Source organism: Paenibacillus sp. FSL E2-0177 (assembly GCF_037992975.1).
GTDB classification, from domain to species: Bacteria; Bacillota; Bacilli; order Paenibacillales; family Paenibacillaceae; genus Paenibacillus_AQ; species Paenibacillus_AQ odorifer.
In genome coordinates this window covers 5,289,730-5,316,066 of the sequence record NZ_CP150307.1, presented here as the reverse complement: position 1 = coordinate 5,316,066, position 26,337 = coordinate 5,289,730, and the positions used below count along the sequence as shown (strand labels likewise).

The following is a 26,337-nucleotide window of genomic DNA, read 5'->3' as shown; positions in this document are numbered from 1 at the left end:
AGAAGCGAAGCGTTCGCCTTTATCCTCGGATTTTAACCGCATGATGCGGTAATTAGTTCAGGAAATCTGAGGATAACAGCGATCGGAAGTCCAAAGCTTTCTTGTAATGGCGGTCAGATTACCTTCCTATTTTTAATGCCTCTGGCGTTTCACCCATATAATAGAAAGAGAACGGTTTCACAAACTAAAGACAAGTACCGGAGGGTTTGGTAAAATAGGGGAGACCAATCAAAAGGGAAGGTGGGAAATCGTGCTGAAACGCAAAAATTATTGGCTGCTTTTTGCAATTTTACTACTATCGCTGACAAGCCTGTCGCCCAGTATGGAATTGAGTACCAGTAACGATCCACGTCCTATGAAAAGACCACAAAGTCAGTCGACCCATCCCTCTTCCGGAGATGAGGGAACTATAGATAGCTTACACATAAGAGTATCGTTAAATAGCGAAGAATTTAGTGAACTGGAGCTCCTTAGCAACCGTTATACCTTAGAAAGTGGAGTAAAGGTTATTTTAAGCAATGTGGATATGGAGGATGCCGATGAGGTATTGAAGCATGATTTAACGATCGGGGACAGCCCGGATATAGTCATGGCAGATGGACGAAGCATTCTGGACTGGGCCACACGTGGATATTTATTGCCGATGGATGTGTATCAGAGCGTTCCGGGGAGTGCACCGTTAACACAGTTGATCCCCTGGATGCAGTGGAATGGATATAATTGGGGAGTCCCGTTAGATATAGATCCTTACGTGCTTGTTTATTCTCCACAACGGCTGGCGGAGCTGGGTTTTAATGCATTACCCAAAAGCCTCGAAGAGTGGAATATCCTGCTTCAGAATGTGCTAAAAGAGCAAGGGAAATATTTACTTGCGATGGATACCCGCAATCCTTATGGATTGTCAGCGGTAATGGAGAGCATGAATAGCAGCTTGTTAGCAGATAACCAAGAGGTGTTGAATTGGATTCAGAACGCCCGCAGTTATTTTTATCTCACCAGCCGCTACAATAAAGATGTCTGGGATATGCTACAAGGAGGTAGTGTCGCCGTTGCTTCATTACCGTTATCCGAGTGGCAGAAGCATGGAAATTCATCCCTTGCTGCTGTACCGGCCCTGACTGCTAATAATGGGGGTGGGTTTGAATCCTGTTACAGTCGATCTTTTGCCCTTCCAGCTCAATCTCAAAGTCCAAAGGAAGCTGTGAATTGGCTGACCTTTATCACCTCAGAGGATGCTCAGCTGGATTGGTTGGAGAATACGGGTAGCTTGCCGGCGCTTGATGTTCTTTATCGTTCGGAGCATGCTTTTAAATACAAGCTTCCTTTCGATGTTGAGCTATTGCTGACAGAAGAAACCGCCCCGGAGGATGAGTCACAGGGCGGCTGGAGTAAGGTTGTTGAAGCTGTATCGTTACTATTAACAGGGCAGATAGATGCGGAAGGCTACAAAGAATTTCTAAAAGAAGGCCTAAAATGAAATGGAAAGCTTAACATGCAAGACGCCCTCTTGGCTATCTACTGCCGTGGCACGAAGGAAAGATACTATTTTGCCTGGATAAAAGCCTAAGTCAAATTCTTCTTCCAACGTTTTTCTTGTTGTGTCAGGCAATTCAAGACCGTTAAATACAATATGATCGACTTGGAATATAAGGCCGTTGATCGGTTCTTCCTGAATGGTGTAGTGACCGGTCAGTGAAAGGGCTAGCGCTCCGCTTTTTCCAGTGGCAGTAATCGATCCGTCATTGAAATGAAAGGCGAAGTCTTTAAACAGCGAATTCTGCGATTGCAAAAATTCATTCAGATCCTCTTCCTTCAGGTTTAGCTCATAAGTCATTCCTTTTCGAGTCAGTACACCCTCTCGATTCTGAACAAACTGTGGTAGTTTATTCATTGCGGAGGATAACGCCTTGAAATAGGTTTTTACCTCGTGCAGGCCGATATTCTCCCAATATAATGTGAATTCTTTAAGTAGAGTACTCATATTTTCAGGATCGCTGCTATTTTTAATCCCACCCTCAATATCCTTGTTGAGCGCGTTTACCCGAACTTGCTGTTCCTCCAGAGCCGTACGCAATCGGGCGAGCTCTTCCGAGTTTCGCTTCGCAGTCTGAAGGGTATCCTTCAAATCCTTATATTGTTCTTCATATTGTGAGAGAATATCGCGGTCATTTCCAATAATAATCTCATAATAATCGAACAGAGCCAGGAATCTGCTGATACTTTTTGCTGAAAAAAACGCGGCCAGAAGATTATCTCTATCCCCCATATAATAAGAACGCACAACTGCACCTGCCCGTTCCTGTTGGTCCGCAATGGCTGTTTTTTTCTGGGTAGCTTGTCTGTTCAGGCTTTCTACCTTTTGTTCAAGTGCTTTTTGTTCGGCTGTAATCTTGATGATTTCACGTTCAATTTCTGCAGAAGACAAGGTCTGTTCAAGTAGTTTACGGGTTTCTTCATTATCTGGTATAGCAGAATTGAAAAAATCACCGCTAGGATCGGCAGACAAGTACTTCACAGGTTGTAACGGAAACAAAGTACAGCAGAAGAGAATTAGTATGGTTGCAATCATGCGGCTTTGTAAATTGCGGGAGCGCACCACACCACCACCTTTTTTTTGAAATGATATATGTATGTACTAATAATATGTTTAACCCTTCTAAAATAGCATACAAACAAAAAAACGGAAGTGATCCTTATAAGATAAGGACCTCATCCGCTCCAAAAGAGTACTGCAATTTATAGTGGAAGACCCATTTGAAAGATCGTCCAATAACTAAATCCGGTGAAAGTCAGAATCATGTATGCCCAGAAGAGAAGAACATAAGTTTTTTCAGTAAATTTCATATAGCCAAGTATTACGAAAAATGCAGTTTGCAAAAAGAAAAGCAAGGCCATTTCTGTTAGACCTCCGGCGAAAGCCATCAATCCAATAGCTAATGTGAAAAAACCTAATACCCGAAACATGCGGTCCAAGAGAGAGTCCCCCTTCCAGTATGTATCTCACGAATATTCCTTCGATTTATTATACCCTCAACATAATTATGTGTAAACGAATTCATTGAAAAAAATGCACTAATCTTCAAAAAATGTGATTTTTATAATTGACCTGAGTGATTAGTGCTTTAAAAAAGAGAATTTATAGTTTTATGCGTATGATGTACGCAGATAATGGAAATACAAATTAGTATCAAATAGATTCTATGAACTCTATGAGAAGCATAGAAATGGAGTAAGCAGCTTTTATCCCTATTCACTACCCGGCAGAACTGCCGGTTATGGAGATGGTTATTTCATGACGTTGTTAGGAGGTTTGGCTTTATGACAGCCGTTAGACAGGACGCTTGGAGTGCAGAAGATGATCTAATATTGGCAGAAGTAACTTTGCGACACATTCGGGAGGGCAGCACACAGCTTGCCGCTTTTGAAGAGGTGGGTGAAAAAATCGGCAGAACTTCGGCCGCTTGCGGATTCCGCTGGAACAGTTGTGTTCGGAAAAGTTATGAAGGTGCCATCGGTATTGCTAAAGGGCAACGTCAAAAGCGTAGCTACCTGAAAAAGCAGCCGTCAGTAAGAGGAGCGCAAGTAGCTGGTCTCATTCTGGGTGATGTCGATGAGGAATTTGGGCGCGGTGAGGGATTAAGTGAAAACACATTATCCATTGATGCGGTCATTCGTTTCTTAAGACAATGGAAGGGTACGATCCAGGAAGCAGGACGTCAGCTGAAAATGCTGGAAAGAGACCTGCGCGAGAAGGAAGATGAATTAACAGAATTACGATCTGAGAATGAGCGGTTGTCTAAAGAGGTTAATCTTGCTCAAAGCGACTACCGGGTAGTCAACGATGATTACAAAGCTTTAATTCAGATTATGGATCGTGCTCGCAGGCTTGCTTTCTTAAATGAAGAAGAAGAAGAAATGAAGACTCGTTTCAAAATGGATGGTAACGGAAATTTAGAACGCATTGAATAAACGATAGGTTAACTAACAACCCCGCAAGTGGTCTGCTTTTTAAGCACCACTTGCGGGGTTTTTGGTATACTTAGAAAAATTGTGCTTAAGATCAGCAGGAGGGTTATATGAAAATTGATATAATTGGTGCAGGTTCACTCGGGCTGCTGCTGGCAGGGAGACTGATCCAAGCCGGGAATGATGTGAGGCTATGGTGCCGAGGGATAGAACAATGCCAACGATTAGGGCGTGATGGCTTAACGGTTACCTACGAGGATGAACGCGAGCCGATAACAATTTCGGAAGATCAGTTTGTATCCGCGCCAATAGGGGAGTTCGCAGGTGCTTATCTAGAAGAGCCGAGTGATTGGATCGTGGTGACGGTTAAACAGAATACTCTACATAATGATTTGCCTGAATTTCTATCCCTACTTAAGGAAGAGCAAGTACATATGATTTGTTTTCAGAATGGTACAGGACATATGGAGATGTTAGGAGGCTTGTTGCCAAACGCCAATTTATATGTAGCTGTGACTACGGAGGCTGCGAAGCGTAAATCATTAACTGAGGTCATTCATGCAGGAGCAGGGGAGGTGTGGATAGGAAAATGGAGCTTAGGGGATGGACAAGCTCATAGCATACATAATGATTTAAAAGCGAATAATTTAATAGAAGTTCTCATAATGGCAGGATTCGCAGCCTTTTTGTCGAATGAAGTGGATACCATGATTTACCGGAAGCTCTTGATCAATGCCGTTATAAATCCACTCACGGCGATTTGGCGTATTCCAAATGGGGAGCTGTTGTCTTCAGAGCAACGCCTCCAATTAATGAAGGAAGTTTTTGAAGAAGCAATAATGGTGTATGATTTCTGTGAAATTACTTATGATAAGGATGCTTGGGATAACATCCTTCAGGTGTGCCGGTTAACGTCTGGCAATATTTCATCTATGCTGGCAGATGTACTTGCTTCAAGAACCACAGAAATTCGTTGGATCAATGGAAGTCTTGTAGAAATGGCAGAACGATCTGGAGTGTCGGCACCATTAAATCGCTGGCTCTGCCAATTAGTAGAAGGTATTGGGGTATGATCTCTGGGGAGAGGTGAAGCTATGGGACTGCTGATGGATTCGGTTATTACTTTAAGCGTTATTCCGATTGTGCCGTTTTTGATTGTTTTTTTCATTGGAAAGGGCTTAAAAAAAGATAAAAAGAAAACTTTTATGCTCGCTATGGACGTGACCACATTTTTTTTATTATTGTCGGTCTCCGCATTGTTTAATAACATCTTTAATTCCGGTTTTGGGTTTTACCTTATACTAATTATTGTATTAATATCCGCTGGACTGATTGGCGGAGCTCAAAATCGGATGAAAGGAAAGGTAGATGGGAAGCGGTTATTTCGGGCAGTTTGGAGACTTTCGTTCTTTTTTATGAGCGTCGGATATTTATTATTTATGTTTGTTGGGCTAATTACCTACATATCACAAGCGATGTAACGTTCCACTGCTTCGGTGAAGCGTCAACGTCACAAAAGTTTAAAGTTTTAAAAAAAAAATATTTTCTGAAAACATTGCACTAGATTTTTTTGACCACTGGTTGTATAATCATAAACCATATACCACATTCTATTTAGGGGGAACTGCTAGATGAAGAAGAGTAAAAGTCTATTGCTAATGATTGCATTAGTACTTGTTATCGGCACAGTGCTTGCTGGCTGCGGCGGAAACAATGCAAACAGCGGCAATAAAGGTAACAATGCTAACACTGGTAACACGGCAACTGGTAATGCAGCTACAGAAGAAAAATTGGCTGCTGACCAAACATTGAGAATTAACCTTAGTTCTGAGCCTCCAACATTTGACCCAGGATTGGCTCAAGATAGCCAAGCACACACTGTCCTGACAACAATGTACGAAGGTCTGACTCGCATGAATGCTGAATCTGGTCAAGCTGAACCAGGTGTTGCTGAAAGCTGGGAAGTTTCCGCTGACGGTCTGGTATATACTTTCAAACTCCGTGATTCACAATGGAGTAATGGCGATCCTGTAACAACAGAAGACTTCGTTCGCGCTTGGAAACGCGTGCTCGATCCTGCTGCTGCATCCGCTGCACCTTACGCTTATCAATTGTACTACATCAAAAATGCTCAAAAGTTCTACAACAAGGAAATTACCGATTTCAGTCAAGTAGGTGTTAAAGCGGTTGATGAGAAAACTCTTGAAGTTACTCTTGAAGCCCCAACTCCTTACTTCCTTGGATTGCTTTCCTTCTACACTTATTACCCTGTACACAAATCCATTGAGAGTAATCCTAAATGGGCAACAAGCAAAGATACTATGATCGTTAACGGTGCTTTCACTCTTACTGAGTGGACTACAGGTCAAACACTTGTTGTAACTAAAAACGATAAATATTGGGATAAAGATTCTATTAAACTTAACAAAATCGACTTCTCCCTTGTAAACAGCGGTGCAACTGAGCTGCTCAGCTACAAGAACGGTGAATACGATCGTGCCGGTGGACCAACTGGTGAAATTCCATCAGAACAAATTCCAATCGTGCAAAAAGAACTTCCTAACGAATTCAGCCGTAAAGGTATTGCTTCCGTATACTACTACGAATTCAATATCACTGAAAAACCTTTCACAAACGCTAAAATCCGTAAGGCTCTTGCAATGTCCATTAACCGTCAAGCTTTGATTGACAATGTAGTACAAGGTGGACAATTCCCAGCATACGGTTATGTACCTCCGGGTATCGCTGGTGCTGATGGTGAATACCGTACAGCAGTTAAAGATAGCTACTTCACTGAAGATCTAGAACAAGCTAAAACATTGCTTGCTGAAGGTCTGAAAGAAGAAGGTATGGATAAACTGCCTACATTCTCCCTGACTTACAACACAAGTGAAGGTCACAAGAAAATCGCTTTGGCGATTGCTGATATGTGGAAAAACAATCTTGGTATCGACGTACAAACCGTTAACCAAGAGTGGGCTGTATTTATTGAAAACCGTCAAAACCTGAACTACCAAGTTGCTCGTGCGGGTTGGACTGCGGATTACAATGATCCAATGACTTTCCTTGATATGTGGGTAACAGGTGGCGGTAACAATGATACTGGTTACGCTAACCCTGAGTATGACAAATTGATCAGCGAAGCTAAAACAAGCACTGACTTGGCAGTACGTCAAGAAAAGTTTGCTGCAGCTGAGAAATTGCTCATTGAGCAAGATATGGTTCTGATTCCTTTGTACTACTACACTAACAACTCCCTGACTAAAGAGTACCTTAAAGGTGTTACTCTTGACTTTAGTGGTGCAATTGACTTGACTCGCGGATACTTGCTTGAGCACTAAGATATTGCTTTAGTAATTACAACAGAATAGTTAGTTGACTGAAGTTGCAGAATACTTCGGGATATATATGTGGAATTCCATATATATCCCTTTTTTTTGTATTCCTGTCTATTTGTTAATTAATGTTATTAATAACATATATAGAAAATAGACAAAAATCCGTTTTTTTCATAAAATCATTATTATGTGTATCAAAAATTGTCGGAGGAGGTGTGATGGGGATGGTTCGTTATGTCGCAAATAAGTTTTTCTATATGTTGGTTTCTCTATTTGTATTGATTTCAGCTACCTTTTTCTTGATGAAAGCTATTCCGGGGGATCCGTTTACTTCTGAAAAGAAGGTACCGCCAGAAATTAAAGCACGTCTGATGGAACAATATGGTCTGGACAAGCCGCTCTCTCATCAGTATTTTAAGTATTTAGGTGATATTATCCAAGGTGACCTAGGTGTCTCAATGAAACGCCTAAATCAAGATGTATCACATTTGATCAGTCAAACCTTTTCAGCGTCGCTGAAGCTGGGACTCGTCGCAATCGTTGTGGCGGTTATTGTCGGAGTATTTCTCGGCATGTTGGCGGCACTCTATCACAGAAAGTTTATTGACAGCGCAGCTATGGTGCTGGCAGTTCTGGGGATTGCGGTTCCGAGCTTTGTAGTCGCGTCATTACTGCAGTATGTATTTGCTTTCAAACTGGGTTGGGTACCGGTTTCAGGTTTTAAAGGGCCAATCTATTATTTCTTACCCGTGGCCGCGCTCTCGGCACAGCCGATCGCCTTTATCGCCCGCTTGACCCGTTCAAGTATGCTTGAAGTTTTGAATGCGGATTATATCAAAACGGCTAAAGCAAAGGGATTGAGCTGGATGGCTATTCTGAGCCGCCATGTACTTCGTAACGGAATTCTACCTGTTGTTACTTATATGGGTCCAATGACAGCTAACATCGTAACTGGTTCGGTTGTTATCGAGCAGATCTTTGGTGTTGGGGGTATTGGTAAACAGTTCGTGGAAGCGATTGGTGTCCGTGACTATACCGTTATTATGGGGATAACCATTTTCTATGGTGTATTACTCATGGTTGCCCGCTTTATTACGGATATTGCTTATGTATTAATTGACCCACGTATGAAATTAAGTGGAGGAAAGGAGGGCTAAATAGTGGCTACTGAAAATAACTTGTTAAATCTAAAACCGGAAGATTTTCAAAAAGTCGGTGTAGATGAAAAAGAAGCCGAAGTTATCCAGCGTGAGAGTCTCTCTGCTTGGAAAGACTCTTGGCAACGGTTGCGTCAAAATAAAATGGCGATGACTGCGCTCGGTATCCTGGGTTTGATTGTACTTGCAGCGATTTTTGCACCTTTTATCTCGAAATATAACTATTATTCTAATGATTTGATGAGCACCAATAAGCCCCCTTCCTCCGATCACTGGTTTGGAACGGATGATCTTGGTCGTGATATCTTTGTTCGTACTTGGTACGGTGCACGGATTTCCTTGATCGTTGGTCTTGCTGCGGCAGCCATCGACTTGTTCATCGGTGTTATCTACGGAGGCATTATGGGCTTCTTCGGTGGCCGTGTAGATAATATTATGAATAAATTCTCTGAAATTTTGTATTCTATTCCTTATTTGCTGGTTGTAATCTTGCTCTTGGTCGTTCTTGAGCCAAGTCTTGGAACAATCATCCTAGCTCTAACCATTACAGGCTGGATTACGATGTCGTGGATTGTGCGTGGAGAAATTATGCAGCTCAAGAATCGTGAATTCGTATTGGCGTCCCGTTCCATGGGTGCTGGTTCTGCGAGACTGTTGTTCAAACACCTTCTGCCGAATGCGGTTGGTCCGATTATCGTAACCATTACACTGTCTGTACCAAATGCTATCTTTGCTGAGGCCTTCCTAAGCTTCTTGGGTCTTGGTGTACAAGCTCCTGTTGCTTCACTTGGATCGATGATCAATGACTCACTCACCGGCTGGTTGTACTATCCATGGCGCTTCTTGTTCCCTGCGATCCTAATCAGCTTAACAATGCTTTCTTTCAACATTTTCGGTGATGGTCTTCGTGACGCGCTTGATCCTAAGCTGAAGAAATAGGAGGAATATGGATGGAACCTATTTTACAAGTCAAAGATTTGCATATTTCCTTTTTTGTTAAGGGCGGAGAAGTACAAGCTGTCCGTGGTATGAATTTTGAAATTGGCAAAGGCGAAACGGTTGCCATCGTCGGCGAGTCCGGCAGCGGTAAGAGTGTAACTGCTCAATCGATTATGCGGTTGATCCCTTCTCCACCTTCTAAAGTGAAAAAGGGAGAGATTATTTTTCAAGGACAGAATCTGCTAGACAAAAGCATGAAAGAAATGGAATCTATTCGCGGTAAAGATATTGGCATGATTTTTCAAGACCCGATGACTTCTCTGAACCCAACCATCAAAGTGGGCAAACAGATCACTGAAGTTTTGATTAAACATCAGAAAATGTCAGCGGCCGAAGCGAAAAAGCAAGGTATGGAGATGTTGAAATTAGTAGGCATCAAAAATGCGGAGGCTCGCTTTAACCAATATCCCCACGAATTCTCAGGCGGTATGCGCCAGCGTGTAATGATCGCAATCGCGTTAGCTTGCCGTCCGGCTTTGCTGATAGCAGATGAGCCTACAACAGCTCTAGATGTAACCATTCAGGCGCAGATCATGGAAGTTATGAGAGAGATGCAGCAAAAACTAGGTACCTCCATTATTCTGATTACACATGATCTGGGCGTAGTTGCTGGCATGTGTGATCGGGTGATTGTAATGTATGCAGGTGAGGTTGTGGAGACCGGAACAAGATGGGAAATCTTTAAAAATCCACAACATCCATACACCAAAGGTCTGCTGCGCTCAATGCCGCGTCTGGACCAAAAGAAAGGCGAGCCGCTTATTCCGATCATCGGCACACCGCCAGATCTGATCAAGCCGCCGATCGGCTGTTCGTTCACTGCTCGTTGCAATGAAGCGATGCATGTGTGCGAACAAATCGATCCCGGCGCCACAGAATTCAGCGAAACGCATATGGCGCGTTGCTGGAATCTGCATTCGATGGCCAAGGAGGTGCAGTACTCTTGAGTAAGAACCTAATAGAGGTAGAAGGTCTTAAGAAATATTTTAATGTAGGTAAAGGTAAGGTTCTTAAGGCTGTTGATAATATTAACTTCACGATCCGTGAGGGCGAGACACTTGGGATGGTAGGTGAGTCCGGTTGTGGTAAGACTACTGCTGGACGTACGATTCTTCGCTTGTATGAGCCAACTGCTGGAAGTGTGAAATATAATGGTACAGACATTTATAAATTGCCTGGAAATCAAATGAAGGCTATGCGCCGTGACATGCAAATGATTTTCCAAGATCCGTACGCATCGCTTAACCCGCGGTTTACGGTTTCTGATATCATTGGCGAGGCACTGGACATTCACGGAATGGCTGGCAGCCGTGCAGAACGTAAGAAACGGATTGAAGAACTGCTGGATATGGTTGGTCTTAACCATGACCATGCAACCCGTTATCCGCATGAATTCTCCGGTGGACAACGTCAACGTATCGGGATTGCCCGTTCGTTAGCGGTTAATCCTAAGTTCATCGTTTGTGATGAGCCGATTTCCGCACTTGACGTATCCATTCAAGCTCAGGTCGTTAACTTGCTTAAAGAATTGCAAGATCGTCTTGGATTGACTTATCTTTTCATCGCGCATGATCTGTCCATGGTTAAACATATCAGTGATCGCGTAGCAGTTATGTACTTGGGTAAAATGGTTGAGTTGGCGGAAAGTGAAGAGCTGTATGCAAATCCTATCCACCCTTATACTAAATCCCTATTGTCGGCTATTCCAGTTCCGGATCCGGAAATTGAAGTCAACAAAAAACGTATTCACTTGCATGATGAGCTTGGCAGCCCTATTTATTCTGCTAACGATAAGACCAATGACAGTGACTTTGAATTAGTAGAAGTATCTAAAGGCCACTTTGTCAGCAAAAAATTCGCATAATTTATACTTAGGTTTTCAAAGGCGGGAGCATTATGCTCTCGCCTCTTGTATGTATTTAGGATATTATTTAATGAATTTATAGTATAATTGAACAGTTGGCTGTACCTGTGTTGCTGATATCAAGACATGTTTTACTTTGACGCGGCTCCTGACTTTGGATACAATCATAGAGAGTTTTTACGAACTTGGATTTACATATAACTGCTTAGTAGAACTGGAGGCACTAGCAAATGAATATTGTAACGGAACCGCTCAAGGGTGGATCTGCACTCTCGCGCGACTATATAGATCATTTTGAAAAGGTTAGTCATTTGTACGGTGGGGATTTCCGCAATAAAGAAAGTAGAAGTAGAAGGGCAGAGTGGCTAGACGGCAGAGAAAGCCTTCGTGCCGACCGGACTCAGATTGCTGAGTGTCTACGTCAATATAATGAAAAGCATAACTCGCATGATGCGGTGATGGCTTCGCTGGCTCTCTTAGAGCAGCCGGGGACATTAGTGGTGACAGGTGGGCAGCAAAGCGGACTATTTACTGGACCCCTGTTAGTGGTATATAAAGCTGCAACTACCATTATGGCGGCAAAAGAAGCAGCTGAACAACTCGGCCGACCAGTAGTTCCTTTATTCTGGATTGCAGGTGAAGATCATGACTGGGATGAAGTGAATCATACGTATGTACTGAATCGTACGCAGGAGATTACTAAGATTAAGATAGAAAAGTCAGAAGAGAAACGCTCCTCAGTAAGTGATATTCGTGTAGAAGAGGAAAGCTGGCAGCAGGTAGTAGAACAGTTAGACGGTCTGCTTCAGGAAAGCGACTTTAAGCCGCAGATTATGGAATTCATTCGAACTTCTTCTTTTAGAGCAGATAGTATGACGGATGCATTTGCCAAGCTGATGGGTTCATTATTTGGTAAATTTGGTCTAATTCTGCTTGATTCTGCTGATCCCAACTTACGTAAGTTAGAACAGCCATTTTTCACTTCGCTAATTATGCAGAATGATGCACTGGAAACAGCGTATATGAATTCTGCTTCTGATATTGTGGGCGCCGGATATGAGCTTCAGGCTGATGTTACAGCTGGCAATGCCAACCTCTTTTATATTCATGAAGGTACACGGCTTCTGCTTCACAAGAAGGACGGAATCTTTACGGATCGCAAGGGTCAGGTATCCTTTTCCCGTGATGAATTACTTGAGGAGGTGCAGGCACATCCGGAACGCTTTAGCAATAATGTGCTGACACGTCCACTTATGCAGGATTATGTGTTGCCTGTTCTGGCAACGGTGCTGGGTCAAGGTGAGATTGCTTACTGGGCCATTCCGCGTCGTGCGTTTGAGACCATTGGGGGAGAAATGCCGTTAATTATCCCTAGAATGTCTTTTACTGTCGTAGAAGGTACGCTGCACAAGCATATGGATAAATATCAACTTAGCTTTGAGGATGTAAGACAAGGACTGGATCATAAAAGACATGAATGGCTGGCCGCACAGGATGAGCTGGGGATTGAACGTCGTTTTGAAGAAACCAAGACCTCATTCGCCGCCATGTACGAACCGCTGATTGAGCAGCTTGGAACGGTTCAGGCCGGTCTGCTTAAGCTGGGGAATAACAATAAAGAGAAGATTCTAGATCAGATTACTTTTTTACAGGCGAAAGCCCAAGATGCAATGGCAAAACAGAACGAAGCTGCAATCCGGCAATGGGAGCGAATCGAGCTGTCGTTAATGCCACTGGGTAAACTGCAGGAAAGAGTGTACAATATCATGTATTACTTGAACCGGTACGGACTTGCTTGGCTGGATGAGTTAATGACGGTTGAACCGGATTACAGTGGAACACATCGCATCATTTATATGTAATGGAAGTATCGCTTCATAAAACTAAGCTTATGCTTACGAAGTGAGTTTTGTACGAAGCAGATCACTGGAGTTATTTCCCACAAAACTTTTAGGAGGTTTCATAATGAGTTCATCTAAACAAAATAGTATCGTGGCTGATATGTCACTCGCACCGGAAGGGCATTTGAAAATCGACTGGGTTCGCCAGCATATGCCGGTACTGAACCGTATTCGTGAGCAGTTTGAAGCAGAACAGCCATTTAAAGGTCTGAAAGTATCGATCACATTGCATTTGGAAGCTAAAACCGCTTATTTGGCGAAGGTTGTCAAAGCTGGTGGTGCAGATGTAACCATTACAGGTTCGAATCCACTTTCTACACAGGATGATGTTTGTGCAGCGCTTGTGGAGGATGGAATCACAGTATTTGCTAAATACAATCCGTCTCCTGAAGAATTTAAAGCCCTTAATATCAAAGCACTGGAGAGCAAACCGGACTTGATTATTGATGACGGTGGGGATTTTGCTACATTGCTGCATTCGGAGCGTCCTGATCTGATGGAGAATATTCGCGGGGGTGCTGAAGAAACAACTACCGGGATTATTCGTTTAAAAGCTCTGCAAAAGCAAGGCGTATTGAAGTTCCCAATGGTCGCGGTTAATGATGCCTACTGCAAATATTTGTTTGATAACCGTTATGGCACTGGCCAATCGGCATGGGATGGAATTATTCGCACAACCAACCTTATCGTAGCGGGTAAAACAGTAGTTGTTGTCGGTTACGGCTGGTGTGGTAAAGGTGTTGCCATGCGCGCTAAAGGACTTGGAGCAAAAGTGGTCGTCACAGAAGTTGATGCGATTAAAGCCGTTGAAGCACATATGGACGGTTTTGAAGTAATGCCAATGCTGGAAGCAGCTAAGGTTGGTGATTTCTTCGTTACAGTAACTGGTAACCGTTATGTAATTCGCGGTGAACATTATGATGTGATGAAGGATGGAGCAATCATGTGCAACGCGGGCCATTTCGACGTTGAAGTGAATAAGCCTGAGCTGTCGGAAAGATCCGTATCCCAACGTACCGTTCGCAAAAATATCGAAGAGTACCAGCTTCGTGACGGACGTAAATTATATCTGCTTGCCGAAGGCAGACTTGTAAATCTGGGTGCTGCTGATGGTCACCCTGCTGAAATTATGGATACAACCTTTGCACTCCAGGCGCTGTCGCTGAAATATGTAAATGATAATTATAAGAGCATTGGCGTAAAAGTTGAAAATGTTCCTTATGAGCTGGATGAGCAAGTAGCACGTTATAAGCTGGAAAGTCTGGGCATTAACATCGATAGCCTCACTCCGGCACAAGTCGATTATTTGGACAGCTGGAATTTGAACGATTAATAACCGAACGCATAACAATAAAGTGTATTAACCAGTGTACCTTGAACTGAAGCAACTTTTTTAACAAAGCCATGCAACGGACAAGATTCCGATTGTATGGCTTTTTTCTGTGGAGAAATGTTTTTCGGGAAACGAGCTATCTGATTTAGGAAAAATTTCCTTGGCCAGAAAAAGGTTTTTGATTTTTAATGGCGAATCTATTATGCTTAAGTGGTGAAAAGTGGGGTAAAGTGGGGATTCGGGGATTAGGGGTGGGAAAAAGGATGTTCATGGGAGAGTATCAACACAGCATTGACGACAAAGGCCGAATCATTATTCCGGCTAAACTCCGTGAATTGCTCGGAACCTCCTTCGTGACGACCCGCGGCCTAGACTCCTGCCTGTTTGTTTATCCCATGGAAGAATGGGCAATCATGGAACAAAAGCTTAAAAGCCTTTCGCTGATGAAATCAGATGCCCGCGCATTTAGCCGCTTTTTTTTCTCAGGTGCAACTGAATGTGTTTGGGATAAGCAGGGAAGGGTAAATCTGCCGGCCAATTTACGGCAGTATGCCAAACTGGACAAAGACTGTGTCATTCTGGGCGTTTCGAACCGGGTGGAAATCTGGAACAAAGAGCTTTGGGAACAGTACTTCGAACAGTCCGAGGAATCGTTCAACGAAATCGCTGAGAAATTGGTGGATTTCAATTTTGATCTATAAAACACAATAACGAATACTGTCCTGGAGGGATGCAGCTTGTTTCACCACATCACGGTGCTTAAGGAAGAAGCGACAGAAGGGCTGCACATCAAAAAAGACGGAATCTATGTAGATTGCACTCTCGGTGGAGCGGGTCACAGCTCACTTATCGCTTCCAAGCTTAGCGGCGAAGGCCGTTTAATCTGTTTGGATCAAGATGATTGGGCTTTGGAGAACGCCAAAGAAAGATTAGCGGAATACGGAGACAAGGTTGTGACTATTAAGACTAACTTCCGTGATCTGGAGAGTGTACTTAAGGATGTGCCCTTTGTGCCACAAACAGATGGTATTCCCCAAGTAGATGGAGTGCTCTTTGATCTTGGCGTATCCTCTCCCCAGTTTGACGAAGGGGAACGAGGCTTTAGTTACAATCATGATGCTCCGCTGGACATGCGCATGGATCAGTCAGCACTTTTGACGGCTGCTGAAATTGTGAATACATGGTCCGAGCAGGAGATTGCCCGTGTTCTTTTCCAATATGGAGAAGAGAAATTCTCGCGGAGAATCGCTAGAAAAATTGTAGACAGAAGAGAAGAAGCTCCTATTGAGACAACAGGAGAATTAGCAGAACTGATCAAGGAAGGTATCCCGGCAGCTGCTCGAAGAACAGGAGGGCATCCCGCTAAACGTAGCTTTCAAGGATTAAGGATTGCTGTGAATGACGAATTGGGTGCTTTTGAAGAAGGGCTACATAGTGCAGTACGTTGCCTTGCACCAGGAGGCAGAGTATCCGTCATCACCTTTCATTCGCTCGAAGACCGAATTTGCAAGCAAATTTTTAGCAGCTATTTAAGCAGATGTACATGCCCGCCTGACTTTCCGTTTTGCGTATGCGGCGCGAAAGGCACGCTTAAGTTAATCAATCGTAAACCGCTTGTGCCTTCTGAAGAAGAGCTTGAGCTTAATACCCGAGCCCGCTCAGCTAAGCTGCGCATTGCAGAAAAATTGTAATTGACGATAAAGGAGAGTCAGAGATGGCCTATACCCGCGGCAATTTAGCAGTTCAGCCCAAAAGAAAAGAAGAGGTAAACCCCCTTTACCGCGAGAAGACAAAAGTAGTTACCAGACGAAGAGTACTTCCGCTGCAAGAGAAACTTTTGTATATGCTGACGCTAGGAGTATGCGTTCTGGTGGCGATCACCCTGATTTCACGTTACGTCCAAATTTATGATTTGAACTTGCAGGCTCAGAAATTAGATCAGGATATTGCAACAGCCAAGAAGCAGATTTCTACGTATCAGATGGAAAAGCAGAATTTAGAGCAGAAAGTCGCCCAAAAAGCACGGGATCTTGGTTATGTGTCCCCGGATGAGAATGCAACAATCTATATTCCGGCAAGCTCAGCAACGACTCCAGGTGATAATTAGTGAGCGATTGGCAAGATCGCAATAAAAAAAGTTGTGAGGTTCGCTTATGCTGAAAAGAATAAAACTTCGCACGCTGTTTATAGGAGGGTGTATTACCCTCTTTTTTCTTGTTTTGATCGTTAGAGTGTTCTGGATTCAAGTTATGCAAGGTGAGGAATGGCAGGAAAAGGCCGCCACACTTTGGGCGCATTCCTCAACTATCAAAGCGGAGCGAGGTACGATTTCTGACCGTAACGGGAGTGTGCTCGCTAGCGATGTCCCTGCTTATACCGTGGTGGTGAATCCTGAAGTGATTCAACAACAAGGCATCGGGGAAGAGGTCATCACAGGATTGCACGAATTGCTCGGCAAACCAGAGGATGAGCTGCGTAAGCTGGTTGAAGCCAAGGACGAAAAGACGGGTGCTTACCTCAAGAACCGTGAGATTCGTAATGAAGGCTGGAAGATTGATCAGGAGCTTGCCGATAAGGTGAAAGAATTTTATGTAGCCCTAGGTAAAGAACATAAAATTCAAGAGACCGGTATTGGGCTTGTTAGAGAGCAGAAACGATATTATCCAAAAGATGAATTAGCTGCACATATCTTAGGTTATACAGATAGGGACGGCAATGCTATCATGGGACTGGAAAAATACTTTGATACGGAGCTTAAGGGTGCCGATGGCAAGCTGCTTTATCAAAGTGACGGTCAAGGGGTAAAATTGCCGGATTCACAAGATACCTATAAGCCAGTAGTAAATGGAAGTAATTTCAAGCTTACAATCGATAGTACGATCCAGCATTATATAGAAGAGGCCATGCAAAAGGCGTATGCGCAATATAAGCCAAAAAGTATGAGTGTCATTGCTGCTGATCCGAACACGATGGAGATTTTGGGATTAGCCAATATGCCTACCTATAATCCAAATGAATTTTGGAAGACCGGGGCCGATGGGGCGGGATTCTATAATCATGCTATTAAATCTAAATACGAGCCTGGTTCCACTTTCAAAATTGTAACGCTTGCCGCCGCAGTAGAAGAGAAGCTTTTTGATCCTGTTGCGACATTTTTGTCCGGGTCCATCCGGATAAAGGGATATAGTAAAGCACTGCATGATATTAATCATGCTGGATGGGGGCAAATCAGTTTTCTTGAAGGTGTGAAACGTTCTAGTAACGTTCTATTCGTTAAGCTATATGAAATGCTCGGACAGGACAAGCTATTACAGTATATCAATGATTTTGGCTTCAATGAGAAAACGGGAATCGATCTGCCAGGAGAAGTAAGCGGGGTAGTTAACCCTAACCTTGGACGTCCTATAGAAATTGCGACACTCGCATATGGACACGGTAAAGTGCTAGTAACCCCACTTCAACAGCTAGTTGCCGTATCTGCTATAGCTAATGGGGGAAAGTTGATGACTCCGTATGTAGTTAAGGAGGTCACAAACCCTAACACTGGTGAGACAAAGGTTACTCAGCCTAGTGTAGTGCGTCAGGTGATTGATGAGGAAAGCGCCAAGAAAACGGGTGAATATTTGGAGCAGGTTGTTGCTGACCAAGTAAAAGGAACAGGCCGCAACGCTTATATTGACGGCTATCGTGTGGCAGGTAAGACAGGAACGGCTATCAAGGTTGAAGGAAAGGATTATGTGAAATCCAAAGTACTTGTCTCCTTTATTGGTTATGCTCCTGTTGATGATCCAAAGATCGCTGTTATTGTCATTATTGACGAACCGAACGTTGAGGTTGGCGGCGGTAAGGCAGCTGCTCCAGTATTTAAAGAGATTGTATCCCAGTCTCTGCAATACATGGGAGTACCTAAGCTGGCGTCTGAGGCTAGTGATAGCAGCAGCAAAAAGCCGGCTAAGACTGAAACAGTCGCACTTCGGACTACACCAGATCTAACAGACAAGACGATGAAGGAAGCAAGAGAAGCACTTTTGGATCAAGGCTTCGATTATGTAGTGGTCGGTGAAGGATCTACTGTAGAGAGTCAATATCCTGAGGCAGGTACTAAGCTTGCTACAGGGCAACGGATCTATTTATTAAGTCCGCAGGGGGCTCAGCCTACCATTCCAGATTTAAAAGGGGAATCCCTGCGTGATGCACTTGAAATTCTAACTCTACTAAAAGTAGAGATTGCGGTAGACGGTGAAGGTTACGTCTCAGAACAGATTGTAGGCACGCAAAATGGCAAGACCTTGGTCACTTTGAAAATGAAGCCATTAAATGATTATGGCGAAGATATTCCCGTGGCCCCGCCTGCTGATGAGGGGACAGATTCCGAGAGCGGAACATAGCTTGTTCTAACCCCTGTTTGTCCCGAATAGTCATGAAGATAAGAGCTCATGTCTATTGTTGAAAGTGGGGGAGAACGGAATGAAGGTTTCCAAAGTCGTAACACGGCGGAGAATGCTGTGGACATTGCTGGGACTGGCAGTGTTATTCGGTTCGCTGGTCGTGCGTCTTGCGTATGTGCAATTATCTCAAGGCGAGGAACTGACTGCGAAGGTAGAAGATTCCTTGCGCCGCAATATTCCTTTTACCGCTAAACGTGGTGAAATTATGGATCGTGAAGGTGTGCCGCTCGTTTCTAATATCACCACACCTACAGTGTATGCAGTACCGGTGCAGGTAAAAGAGAAGCAAAAGACAGCACAGCAATTAGCTCCACTGCTTGGGATGACTGAGGAGAAGCTGATGACATTGCTGTCCAAAAAAGAAATGTCGGTGAAACTTCAGCCCGGCGGCCGCAAAATTACGATGGATCTTGCCGCGAGCATCCGTGATTTGCAGCTGCCGGGCATCGTTGTCGCTGAGGATAGCAAAAGGTATTACCCTTACGGCGATTTAGCCGCGCATATTCTAGGCTTCACAGGTATAGATAACCAGGGTATTACAGGAGTAGAGAGTATATATGACAATCTGCTCAAAGGTATAGCCGGCAATATTTCTTATTTGTCTGATGCGGGCGGAAGACTTATGCCTGGCTCATCTGAGAAATATTCTGCCCCTCAAGACGGACTTAATCTGGAGCTGACGATTGATAAACAGATCCAGTCCATTATGGAACGTGAGCTTGATCAGGCTATGGTAAAATATCAGGCGCAGGGTGCTTGGGCTATAGCTATGAATCCGAAGAATGGTGAGATACTAGCCATGGCTAGCAGACCGGGGTATGAACCAGCATCATACAAGGAATATGATGCGCAGATTTACAACCGGAATCTGCCTATCTGGATGACCTATGAACCTGGTTCAACGTTCAAAATCATCACTCTGGCTGCTGCGCTGCAGGAAGGTAAAGTAGATCTTCAGAACGATCATTTCTATGATCCGGGGTTTATCGAGGTGGCGGGCGCAAAGCTGCGCTGCTGGAAAAAGGGCGGTCATGGTAGTCAAACCTTTCTACAGGTAGTTGAGAACTCCTGTAACCCTGGGTTTGTCGCCTTAGGGCAACGGCTGGGAAAAGAATCACTTTTCAAATATATTCGTGATTTTGGTTTTGGCAGCAAAACGGGAATTGATCTGAATGGGGAAGCTAATGGTATTCTGTTCAAGCTTAATCAAGTAGGTCCGGTAGAGCTTTCGACTACAGCCTTTGGTCAAGGGGTTTCGGTTACGCCTATTCAGCAGATTGCTGCGGTATCCGCGGCTATCAACGGCGGTAATCTCTATAAACCTCATGTAACAAAAGCATGGGTTAACCCGGTTACTGGAGAGACTGTATCAGAGGTGAAGCCAGAGCTTGTGCGGCAGGTCATTTCGGAGGAAACATCCAAGAAGGTGCGGGCAGCACTTGAGAGCGTGGTTGCCAAAGGCACAGGACGGCCGGCTTTTATTGACGGCTATCGTGTAGGTGGCAAGACGGGTACTGCACAGAAGGTTGTAAATGGACGTTATTCTCCAACAGAGCACATTGTTTCTTTTATTGGCTTTGCACCAGCGGATGATCCTCAGATCGTTGTGTACACTGCCGTGGATAATCCGAAAGGGATTCAATTTGGGGGTGTGGTTGCAGCTCCAATCGTGCAAAATATTTTGGAAGACTCGCTGCACTATATGAAGATTCCGGAGCGCAGTGATCAGCTTCCCAAAACTTATAAGTATGGCGAAACTCCGATAGTGACCGTACCTGATCTTACCGGAGCAACGGTGCAGGATATCTATGAGGATTTAAATATGAATTTTAATCTTGCACGTTCAGGCACAGGAAATACGGTCATCAATCAAGCTCCTAAGGCTGGGGCCAGAGTAGAACAGGGCTCAACCATCAGGATTTATATGGGAGCATCTAGTGAATAATGATTAAGGTATAAGGTTTCAGCTCGTATCCGAAAATGTAGAGTGAGGGATTACTATGAAAGTTAACGAATTATCTGCTTGTCTTGCTACTTCGCAACTATACGGGGATGGAGATGTGGAGATTACTGATCTTCAGACGGATTCCCGCCGTGTAGGCCCGGGAGATCTATTCATTTGTTTGCCTGGCCACACCGTGGACGGGCACAAATATGCGCCGCAAGCAGTAGCCTCCGGAGCGGCGGCTATTGTATGTGAGCACAAGCTGGAGCTTGATATCCCGCAGATTGTTGTGGATGACTGCCGGTTTGCGATGTCTGTCATGTCGAATGCTTTCTTTGGCTCACCTAGCAGCCGGATGAGAATGATCGGAGTGACGGGCACAAACGGCAAAACAACAACGACTTATCTCATTGAGCGGATTATGCAGGATCAGAATATGAAGACAGGTCTGATTGGAACGATTCAAATGCGCTATGACGGCAAAAGCTACCCTATGTCAGGCACAACTCCAGAATCGCTAGATCTGCAGCGTTCCCTTCATGATATGGCTTCCAAAGGTGTGGAATGTTGCGTAATGGAAGTATCCTCTCACGCACTTCAGCAAGGACGTGTGAAGGGTGCGGACTTCCGTACGGCAATTTTTACGAACTTAACCCAAGATCATCTGGATTATCATCATACAATGGAGGAGTATCGGGCGGTTAAAGGGCTCTTTTTCTCCAGATTGGGAAATGTGATCTCTCCGTGGAAGGAAGAACGCAAATATGCTGTGTTGAACGCGGATGATGAAGCCAGTCAATATTTTGCAGCCCAAACTGCGGCGGAAGTGATTACATATGGCATTGATAACAACGCTAATGTCCGAGCTTCGCAAATATCGATCACTGCAAAAGGAACTTTTTTCCATGTAGATACGTTTAAGGGGAAGACGGACATTTCACTCCGTATGGTTGGTAAGTTCAATGTCTACAATGCACTCGCGGCGATTACAGCTGCTTTATTGGAAGATGTCTCTCTGGCTGATATCAAGACTAGTCTTGAGGCAATCGATGGTGTAGCTGGACGGGTGGAGTCAGTGGACGAAGGTCAGGAATTTGCTGTTATCGTTGACTACGCACATACACCAGACGGGCTAGAGAATGTATTAAAAACGGTCTGCGAATTTGCTACCGGCAAAGTGCTTACAGTATTTGGCTGTGGCGGTGACAGAGACCGGACGAAACGTCCATTAATGGGGAAGATCGCTGCACGATATAGCGACATGGTATTCGTAACTTCTGACAACCCTCGGACGGAGGACCCTCAACTAATCTTGAAGGATATAGAAGCAGGACTAGTAGAGGATGGAGTCACCTCTGACCGGTATCATATGATTGTTGATCGCCGAGAAGCTATCGGGAAGGCTATTGAAATGGCAAGCCCTGGCGATGTAGTATTGATTGCGGGGAAAGGTCATGAGACCTATCAACTGATTGGCGGAGTGGTTCATGATTTCGATGACCGCATCGTCGCTAAAGAAGTTATAAGGGGCCGAAACTATTGATTACAAGAACGCTTGAAAATATTGCTGCCATGTGCGCAGGGGAACCTGCTGCTGTCGAAGCTATGAATACAACCCTTACGGGAGTCGTTACCGACTCCCGTAAGATCACACCCGGCTGCCTGTTTGTGCCTCTATCTGGAGACAAATTCGATGGTCACCACTATGCTGCCGCAGCACTGGCTGCTGGTGCGGGTGCAACCTTGTGGCAACGCGATAAAGGACCGGTACCTGAAGGTGGCGGAGTTATTATTGTTGAAGATACACTAGAGGCTCTTCAGAAGTTGTCCGCTGCTTATCTGAAGGAAGTGGCTCCACAGGTTGTCGCTGTTACGGGCAGCAACGGGAAAACAACAACAAAAGATATCATTATGTCTCTGCTTGAAGTGCAGTTCAAAGTGCATAAGACAGCAGGAAATTTCAATAATCATATCGGTCTTCCGCTTACTATTTTATCCATGGCTGAGGATACAGAGATCGCTGTACTTGAAATGGGGATGAGCTCGCGGGGAGAAATTGCTCTGCTGGCTTCTTTGGCTGAACCAGACGTAGCGGTAATTACTAATGTAGGCGAGTCGCATTTACTGCAGCTGGGGTCACGTAAAGAAATAGCCCGCGCCAAGCTGGAGATTGCTGAAGGGCTGAAGCCGGGGGGATTGCTGATTTATAATGGTGACGAACCGCTGCTGACTGAGGTAATGCAAGAGTCCACTTTTAAGGCTCCAGAAGGGATGAGAACCTTCCGATTTGGTCTAAATGAGGATAATGATGATTATCCAACAGGGATGATGTCCCATACTGGTGGCATGACGTTCACGTCAAGCCGTCATAAGGAACATGCTTTTACATTACCGCTGCCAGGTCAGCATAACGTTGTTAACGCTCTGGCTGCACTAGCGGTTGCTCGTCATTTTGGGGTTACGGAGCAGAATATGAAGGACGGTCTGAGCAAGCTCAAGTTGACGGGCATGCGGATTGAAGTGATTCGGACTTCCTCCGGACTTACGCTTTTAAACGATGCTTATAATGCCAGCCCTACTTCTATGAAGGCGGCTATAGATGTCCTGCAATCTATGAAATGCAGTGGCAATAAAATCGCTGTGCTCGGGGACATGCTGGAACTTGGGCCGGAGGAAGTAGAATTTCATCAAGAAATAGGCTACTACCTTGACCCTTCCTTAACTGATTTTGTATGTACTTACGGACCATTATCCGTTCATATTGCCAAAGCAGCAGAAGAGAAATTCGGCAAAGAGCGCGTCAAAGCGTTTACAGATAAAGCGGAACTAACCGCTGTCCTTCTAGAGAAATGCAGTGCTAAGGATATTGTTCTATTTAAAGGATCAAGAGGGATGAAGCTCGAGGAAGTGCTTCAGAGCCTAAATAAAGATATTCAACAGACCTAAATCATTGGAGGGGGTGTACCCATGGATTATCAACTATTGTTATTGACTATTGCTGTTTCCTTTATCCTTGCGGTCATTGCCGCTCCGCTCTTCATTCCGCTTCTGCGCAGGATGAAATTCGGACAGCAGGTGCGAGATGACGGACCGCAAACCCATTTGAAGAAAGCGGGAACGCCGACTATGGGCGGTATCGTGATTATCGTAGCTTTTACCTTGTCTTATCTGAAATTTTCTGTGGTGAATACAGATTTTTATGTACTGCTTGTAGCTACGCTTGGTTTTGGATTGATTGGATTTTTGGATGACTATATCAAAATTGTATTTAAGCGTTCCTTAGGGCTCACAGCTCGTCAAAAGTTATTTGGACAGCTGCTGGTTGGTGCTTTAATGTGCGGTCTTCTGATCTATGCCGGACACAGTACAAGTATCAGCGTTCCAGGTACTGATTTCAGCTTTGATTGGGGTGGCTGGTTCTATTATCCATTCATCATTATTATGATGATGGCAGTGACGAATGCCGTTAACTTTACAGATGGAGTCGATGGACTGTTGTCTGGGGTTAGCGCCATTGCTTTGGCCGCATACGCGGTGGTGGCAATGCAGGCTACGTCTATTGCGGCAGGTGTATGTGCTGCGGCCATGATTGGTGCTGTACTTGGCTTTCTTGTGTTTAATGCCCACCCTGCTAAAGTATTTATGGGGGATACGGGTTCGTTTGGTATTGGTGGCGCGATAGGTGCTATTGCTATTGTCACGAAGAGTGAGCTGCTGTTTCTCATCATTGGCGGTGTTTTTGTAATTGAAATGTTGTCCGTTGTGATTCAAGTCGTTTCATTTAAAACCCGTGGCAAACGTGTATTCAGAATGAGCCCGATTCACCATCATTTTGAGCTTGGTGGCTGGTCGGAGTGGCGTGTGGTAATTTCGTTCTGGGCGGTTAGCTTGGTGTTGGCTGCTGTGGGACTATTTATTAGCAAGGGGTTGTAGAGAATGAAACATCCAGATAAGTATCGTGGTGAAGAAGTTGTGGTTCTTGGGCTTGCTAAAAGCGGTGTCCAGGTGGCTAAAGTGCTGCATGAACGCGGCGCTGTAGTTACGGTGAACGATAAAAAGGAAAGAGATCAAAGTCCCGAAGCTTCCGAATTGGAATCTTTGGGAATTTGTGTTATATGCGGTGGGCATCCGGAAGGTCTTATTCATGAAGGTGTAAGTCTGGTAATCAAGAATCCAGGCATTCCTTATTCTGCGCCCCCTGTACAAAAGGCAATTGAGCTTGGAATTGAAGTGGTCACAGAGGTAGAGGTGGCTTATCGACTTTGTGCAGCGCCGATGATCGGGATCACGGGTTCCAATGGTAAGACGACAACGACGACCTGGGTAGGCCATATGCTGGAAGCTGCGGGAATGAACCCTATAGTTGCGGGCAACATTGGTACGCCTCTCTGTCAGGCTGCACAAGAGGCTACAAAGGATGATTGGATGGTAGTTGAGCTTAGCAGCTTTCAACTTAAAGGAACGGAGACCTTCCGGCCTAAGATAGGCTGTCTGCTGAATATTGCAGAGACCCATCTGGATTATCATGGAAGCATGAAAGATTATGTGGATTCCAAAACCAAGCTGTTCGCTAATCAATTAGCTACGGATACAGCAGTGCTGAACTGGGATGATCCTGTCTGCCGGGAACTTGTACCCTATATGAAGGCTTCGATTCTTCCATTCTCCTTGTTTGAGGAGCTGCCTCATGGAGTATTTGTTAGCCCGTCCTACATTACGGGGCAAGATGATGAGCTGAAGCGCCACATTATCTATCGCGAATCTGCGGACAAGGAAACGATAATCGCGGATGTAGATTCCATCGCCCTTCCGGGTCGCTTTAATGTGGGGAATGCGCTGGCTGCCTGTGGAATTGCTATTGCCGCTGGAGCGGACCCCTCTCTATTAAGCGGAGTGCTTTCTTCTTTTCGCGGTGTGGAGCACCGCCTGGAGTATGTAGCTGATAAGGCTGGAGCCGCTTATTATAACAATTCCAAAGCAACGAACTCCAAAGCGACAATTACGGCTTTGACATCGTTTCAGCGGCCGGTGGTATTGATTGCTGGCGGATTAGACCGCGGCTCCGATTATATGGAGCTGCTGCCTGTCCTGAGCGGACGCGTCAAAGCTTTGGTGGCGTTAGGACAAACCAAGGACAAGCTAATAAATGTAGCACAGCTGGCAGGATTAAAGCAGATTATCTCCGTCGATAATGGGGAGAGCGCCGCCGCCGTGCTGCAAGCAGCTGTGCGGGAAGCTTCCGCTCTGGCGGAAGAAGGAGATATCGTTCTCCTGTCTCCTGCATGTGCTAGTTGGGATATGTTTACATCCTATGAAGAGCGCGGGTGTATTTTTAAAGAGGCGGTGCATAACCTTTAAGTAGGGGGGTGGATAAGCCCCTACTACG

At 44.7% G+C, this 26,337-nt stretch carries 22 protein-coding genes; 20 read left to right on the top strand and 2 right to left on the bottom strand.

Annotated features, from left to right (window positions below):
* Positions 1-250: 250 nt before the first annotated feature.
* The gene (locus MHI25_RS23785; protein WP_076185253.1) at positions 251-1,477 is read left to right on the top strand and encodes an extracellular solute-binding protein; all 1,227 of its coding nucleotides are present in this window, start codon (positions 251-253) and stop codon (positions 1,475-1,477) included.
* On the opposite strand, the gene MHI25_RS23780 is transcribed toward MHI25_RS23785, so the two are convergent.
* Positions 1,469-2,569: a hypothetical protein gene (locus MHI25_RS23780; protein ID WP_076185283.1), complete on the bottom strand. Its 1,101-nt coding sequence runs from the start codon at positions 2,567-2,569 to the stop codon at positions 1,469-1,471. The genes MHI25_RS23785 and MHI25_RS23780 overlap by 9 nt on opposite strands.
* Positions 2,570-2,736: 167 nt before the next feature.
* The gene (locus tag MHI25_RS23775; protein ID WP_036683705.1) at positions 2,737-2,973 is read right to left on the bottom strand and encodes a DUF2626 family protein; all 237 of its coding nucleotides are present in this window, start codon (positions 2,971-2,973) and stop codon (positions 2,737-2,739) included.
* Positions 2,974-3,318: 345 nt separating this feature from the next.
* On the opposite strand from MHI25_RS23775, the gene MHI25_RS23770 reads away from it, so the two are divergent.
* From MHI25_RS23770 to murD, 19 genes are all read left to right on the top strand, one after another.
* A complete protein-coding gene (locus MHI25_RS23770; protein WP_036683702.1) occupies positions 3,319-3,969 on the top strand; it encodes an RsfA family transcriptional regulator in 651 nt (216 codons plus the stop codon).
* A gap of 107 nt (positions 3,970-4,076) precedes the next feature.
* On the top strand, positions 4,077-5,039 hold the full coding sequence (locus MHI25_RS23765; protein ID WP_076185252.1) for a 2-dehydropantoate 2-reductase: 963 nt from the start codon (positions 4,077-4,079) through the stop codon (positions 5,037-5,039).
* Positions 5,040-5,060: 21 nt separating this feature from the next.
* Positions 5,061-5,447, top strand: coding sequence for a DUF3397 domain-containing protein (locus tag MHI25_RS23760; RefSeq protein ID WP_036683696.1), 387 nt, complete (start codon positions 5,061-5,063; stop codon positions 5,445-5,447).
* Between the two features lie 150 nt (positions 5,448-5,597).
* Positions 5,598-7,307 (top strand): peptide ABC transporter substrate-binding protein, encoded by a 1,710-nt coding sequence (locus MHI25_RS23755; protein WP_076129042.1) that lies wholly within the window; start codon positions 5,598-5,600, stop codon positions 7,305-7,307.
* A 221-nt stretch (positions 7,308-7,528) separates the two neighbouring features.
* The gene (locus MHI25_RS23750) at positions 7,529-8,461 is read left to right on the top strand and encodes an ABC transporter permease (RefSeq protein ID WP_036683691.1); all 933 of its coding nucleotides are present in this window, start codon (positions 7,529-7,531) and stop codon (positions 8,459-8,461) included.
* Positions 8,462-8,464: 3 nt separating this feature from the next.
* Positions 8,465-9,400: an ABC transporter permease gene (locus MHI25_RS23745; RefSeq protein ID WP_036683689.1), complete on the top strand. Its 936-nt coding sequence runs from the start codon at positions 8,465-8,467 to the stop codon at positions 9,398-9,400.
* Between the two features lie 11 nt (positions 9,401-9,411).
* Positions 9,412-10,407 carry an ABC transporter ATP-binding protein gene (locus tag MHI25_RS23740; protein ID WP_340394484.1) on the top strand — a complete coding sequence of 332 codons (996 nt, stop codon included), beginning with the start codon at positions 9,412-9,414 and terminating at the stop codon, positions 10,405-10,407.
* Positions 10,404-11,324, top strand: coding sequence for an ATP-binding cassette domain-containing protein (locus tag MHI25_RS23735; RefSeq protein ID WP_036683682.1), 921 nt, complete (start codon positions 10,404-10,406; stop codon positions 11,322-11,324). The genes MHI25_RS23740 and MHI25_RS23735 overlap by 4 nt, the downstream gene beginning before the upstream one ends.
* A gap of 230 nt (positions 11,325-11,554) precedes the next feature.
* Positions 11,555-13,186, top strand: a complete 1,632-nt coding sequence (gene bshC, locus MHI25_RS23730) for a bacillithiol biosynthesis cysteine-adding enzyme BshC (protein ID WP_076129044.1) — start codon at positions 11,555-11,557, stop codon at positions 13,184-13,186.
* A gap of 100 nt (positions 13,187-13,286) precedes the next feature.
* Positions 13,287-14,558 (top strand): adenosylhomocysteinase, encoded by a 1,272-nt coding sequence (locus MHI25_RS23725; RefSeq protein ID WP_170914265.1) that lies wholly within the window; start codon positions 13,287-13,289, stop codon positions 14,556-14,558.
* A gap of 263 nt (positions 14,559-14,821) precedes the next feature.
* Positions 14,822-15,259 (top strand): division/cell wall cluster transcriptional repressor MraZ, encoded by a 438-nt coding sequence (gene mraZ, locus MHI25_RS23720; protein ID WP_036683674.1) that lies wholly within the window; start codon positions 14,822-14,824, stop codon positions 15,257-15,259.
* A 36-nt stretch (positions 15,260-15,295) separates the two neighbouring features.
* Positions 15,296-16,249 carry a 16S rRNA (cytosine(1402)-N(4))-methyltransferase RsmH gene (rsmH, locus tag MHI25_RS23715; protein ID WP_036683671.1) on the top strand — a complete coding sequence of 318 codons (954 nt, stop codon included), beginning with the start codon at positions 15,296-15,298 and terminating at the stop codon, positions 16,247-16,249.
* A gap of 23 nt (positions 16,250-16,272) precedes the next feature.
* A complete protein-coding gene (locus MHI25_RS23710; RefSeq protein ID WP_036683668.1) occupies positions 16,273-16,665 on the top strand; it encodes a septum formation initiator family protein in 393 nt (130 codons plus the stop codon).
* 46 nt (positions 16,666-16,711) lie between these two features.
* Complete coding sequence (locus tag MHI25_RS23705; protein ID WP_076129051.1) at positions 16,712-18,946, top strand: penicillin-binding transpeptidase domain-containing protein; 2,235 nt, start codon at positions 16,712-16,714, stop codon at positions 18,944-18,946.
* A gap of 79 nt (positions 18,947-19,025) precedes the next feature.
* Positions 19,026-20,951 carry a stage V sporulation protein D gene (locus tag MHI25_RS23700; protein ID WP_076136530.1) on the top strand — a complete coding sequence of 642 codons (1,926 nt, stop codon included), beginning with the start codon at positions 19,026-19,028 and terminating at the stop codon, positions 20,949-20,951.
* Positions 20,952-21,006: 55 nt separating this feature from the next.
* Positions 21,007-22,494 (top strand): UDP-N-acetylmuramoyl-L-alanyl-D-glutamate--2,6-diaminopimelate ligase, encoded by a 1,488-nt coding sequence (locus MHI25_RS23695; protein WP_038572864.1) that lies wholly within the window; start codon positions 21,007-21,009, stop codon positions 22,492-22,494.
* Complete coding sequence (gene murF, locus MHI25_RS23690; protein WP_036683655.1) at positions 22,491-23,897, top strand: UDP-N-acetylmuramoyl-tripeptide--D-alanyl-D-alanine ligase; 1,407 nt, start codon at positions 22,491-22,493, stop codon at positions 23,895-23,897. Before MHI25_RS23695 ends, murF begins: the two co-directional genes overlap by 4 nt.
* A 21-nt stretch (positions 23,898-23,918) precedes the next feature.
* Positions 23,919-24,884: a phospho-N-acetylmuramoyl-pentapeptide-transferase gene (gene mraY / locus MHI25_RS23685; protein WP_036683653.1), complete on the top strand. Its 966-nt coding sequence runs from the start codon at positions 23,919-23,921 to the stop codon at positions 24,882-24,884.
* Positions 24,885-24,887: 3 nt separating this feature from the next.
* Positions 24,888-26,309 carry a UDP-N-acetylmuramoyl-L-alanine--D-glutamate ligase gene (gene murD, locus MHI25_RS23680; RefSeq protein ID WP_076185248.1) on the top strand — a complete coding sequence of 474 codons (1,422 nt, stop codon included), beginning with the start codon at positions 24,888-24,890 and terminating at the stop codon, positions 26,307-26,309.
* Positions 26,310-26,337 lie beyond the last annotated feature (28 nt).

Bases quoted from the DNA above. Each gene is read 5' to 3' on its own strand.
- MHI25_RS23780 (WP_076185283.1), bottom strand. From the start codon at position 2,569: ATGATTGCAACCATACTAATTCTCTTCTGCTGTACTTTGTTTCCGTTA.
- MHI25_RS23770 (WP_036683702.1), top strand. From the start codon at position 3,319: ATGACAGCCGTTAGACAGGACGCTTGGAGTGCAGAAGATGATCTAATA.
- MHI25_RS23765 (WP_076185252.1), top strand. From the start codon at position 4,077: ATGAAAATTGATATAATTGGTGCAGGTTCACTCGGGCTGCTGCTGGCA.
- MHI25_RS23760 (WP_036683696.1), top strand. From the start codon at position 5,061: ATGGGACTGCTGATGGATTCGGTTATTACTTTAAGCGTTATTCCGATT.
- MHI25_RS23755 (WP_076129042.1), top strand. From the start codon at position 5,598: ATGAAGAAGAGTAAAAGTCTATTGCTAATGATTGCATTAGTACTTGTT.
- MHI25_RS23750 (WP_036683691.1), top strand. From the start codon at position 7,529: ATGGTTCGTTATGTCGCAAATAAGTTTTTCTATATGTTGGTTTCTCTA.
- MHI25_RS23740 (WP_340394484.1), top strand. From the start codon at position 9,412: ATGGAACCTATTTTACAAGTCAAAGATTTGCATATTTCCTTTTTTGTT.
- bshC (WP_076129044.1), top strand. From the start codon at position 11,555: ATGAATATTGTAACGGAACCGCTCAAGGGTGGATCTGCACTCTCGCGC.
- mraZ (WP_036683674.1), top strand. From the start codon at position 14,822: ATGTTCATGGGAGAGTATCAACACAGCATTGACGACAAAGGCCGAATC.
- MHI25_RS23710 (WP_036683668.1), top strand. From the start codon at position 16,273: ATGGCCTATACCCGCGGCAATTTAGCAGTTCAGCCCAAAAGAAAAGAA.
- MHI25_RS23705 (WP_076129051.1), top strand. From the start codon at position 16,712: ATGCTGAAAAGAATAAAACTTCGCACGCTGTTTATAGGAGGGTGTATT.
- MHI25_RS23700 (WP_076136530.1), top strand. From the start codon at position 19,026: ATGAAGGTTTCCAAAGTCGTAACACGGCGGAGAATGCTGTGGACATTG.
- MHI25_RS23695 (WP_038572864.1), top strand. From the start codon at position 21,007: ATGAAAGTTAACGAATTATCTGCTTGTCTTGCTACTTCGCAACTATAC.
- mraY (WP_036683653.1), top strand. From the start codon at position 23,919: ATGGATTATCAACTATTGTTATTGACTATTGCTGTTTCCTTTATCCTT.
- murD (WP_076185248.1), top strand. From the start codon at position 24,888: ATGAAACATCCAGATAAGTATCGTGGTGAAGAAGTTGTGGTTCTTGGG.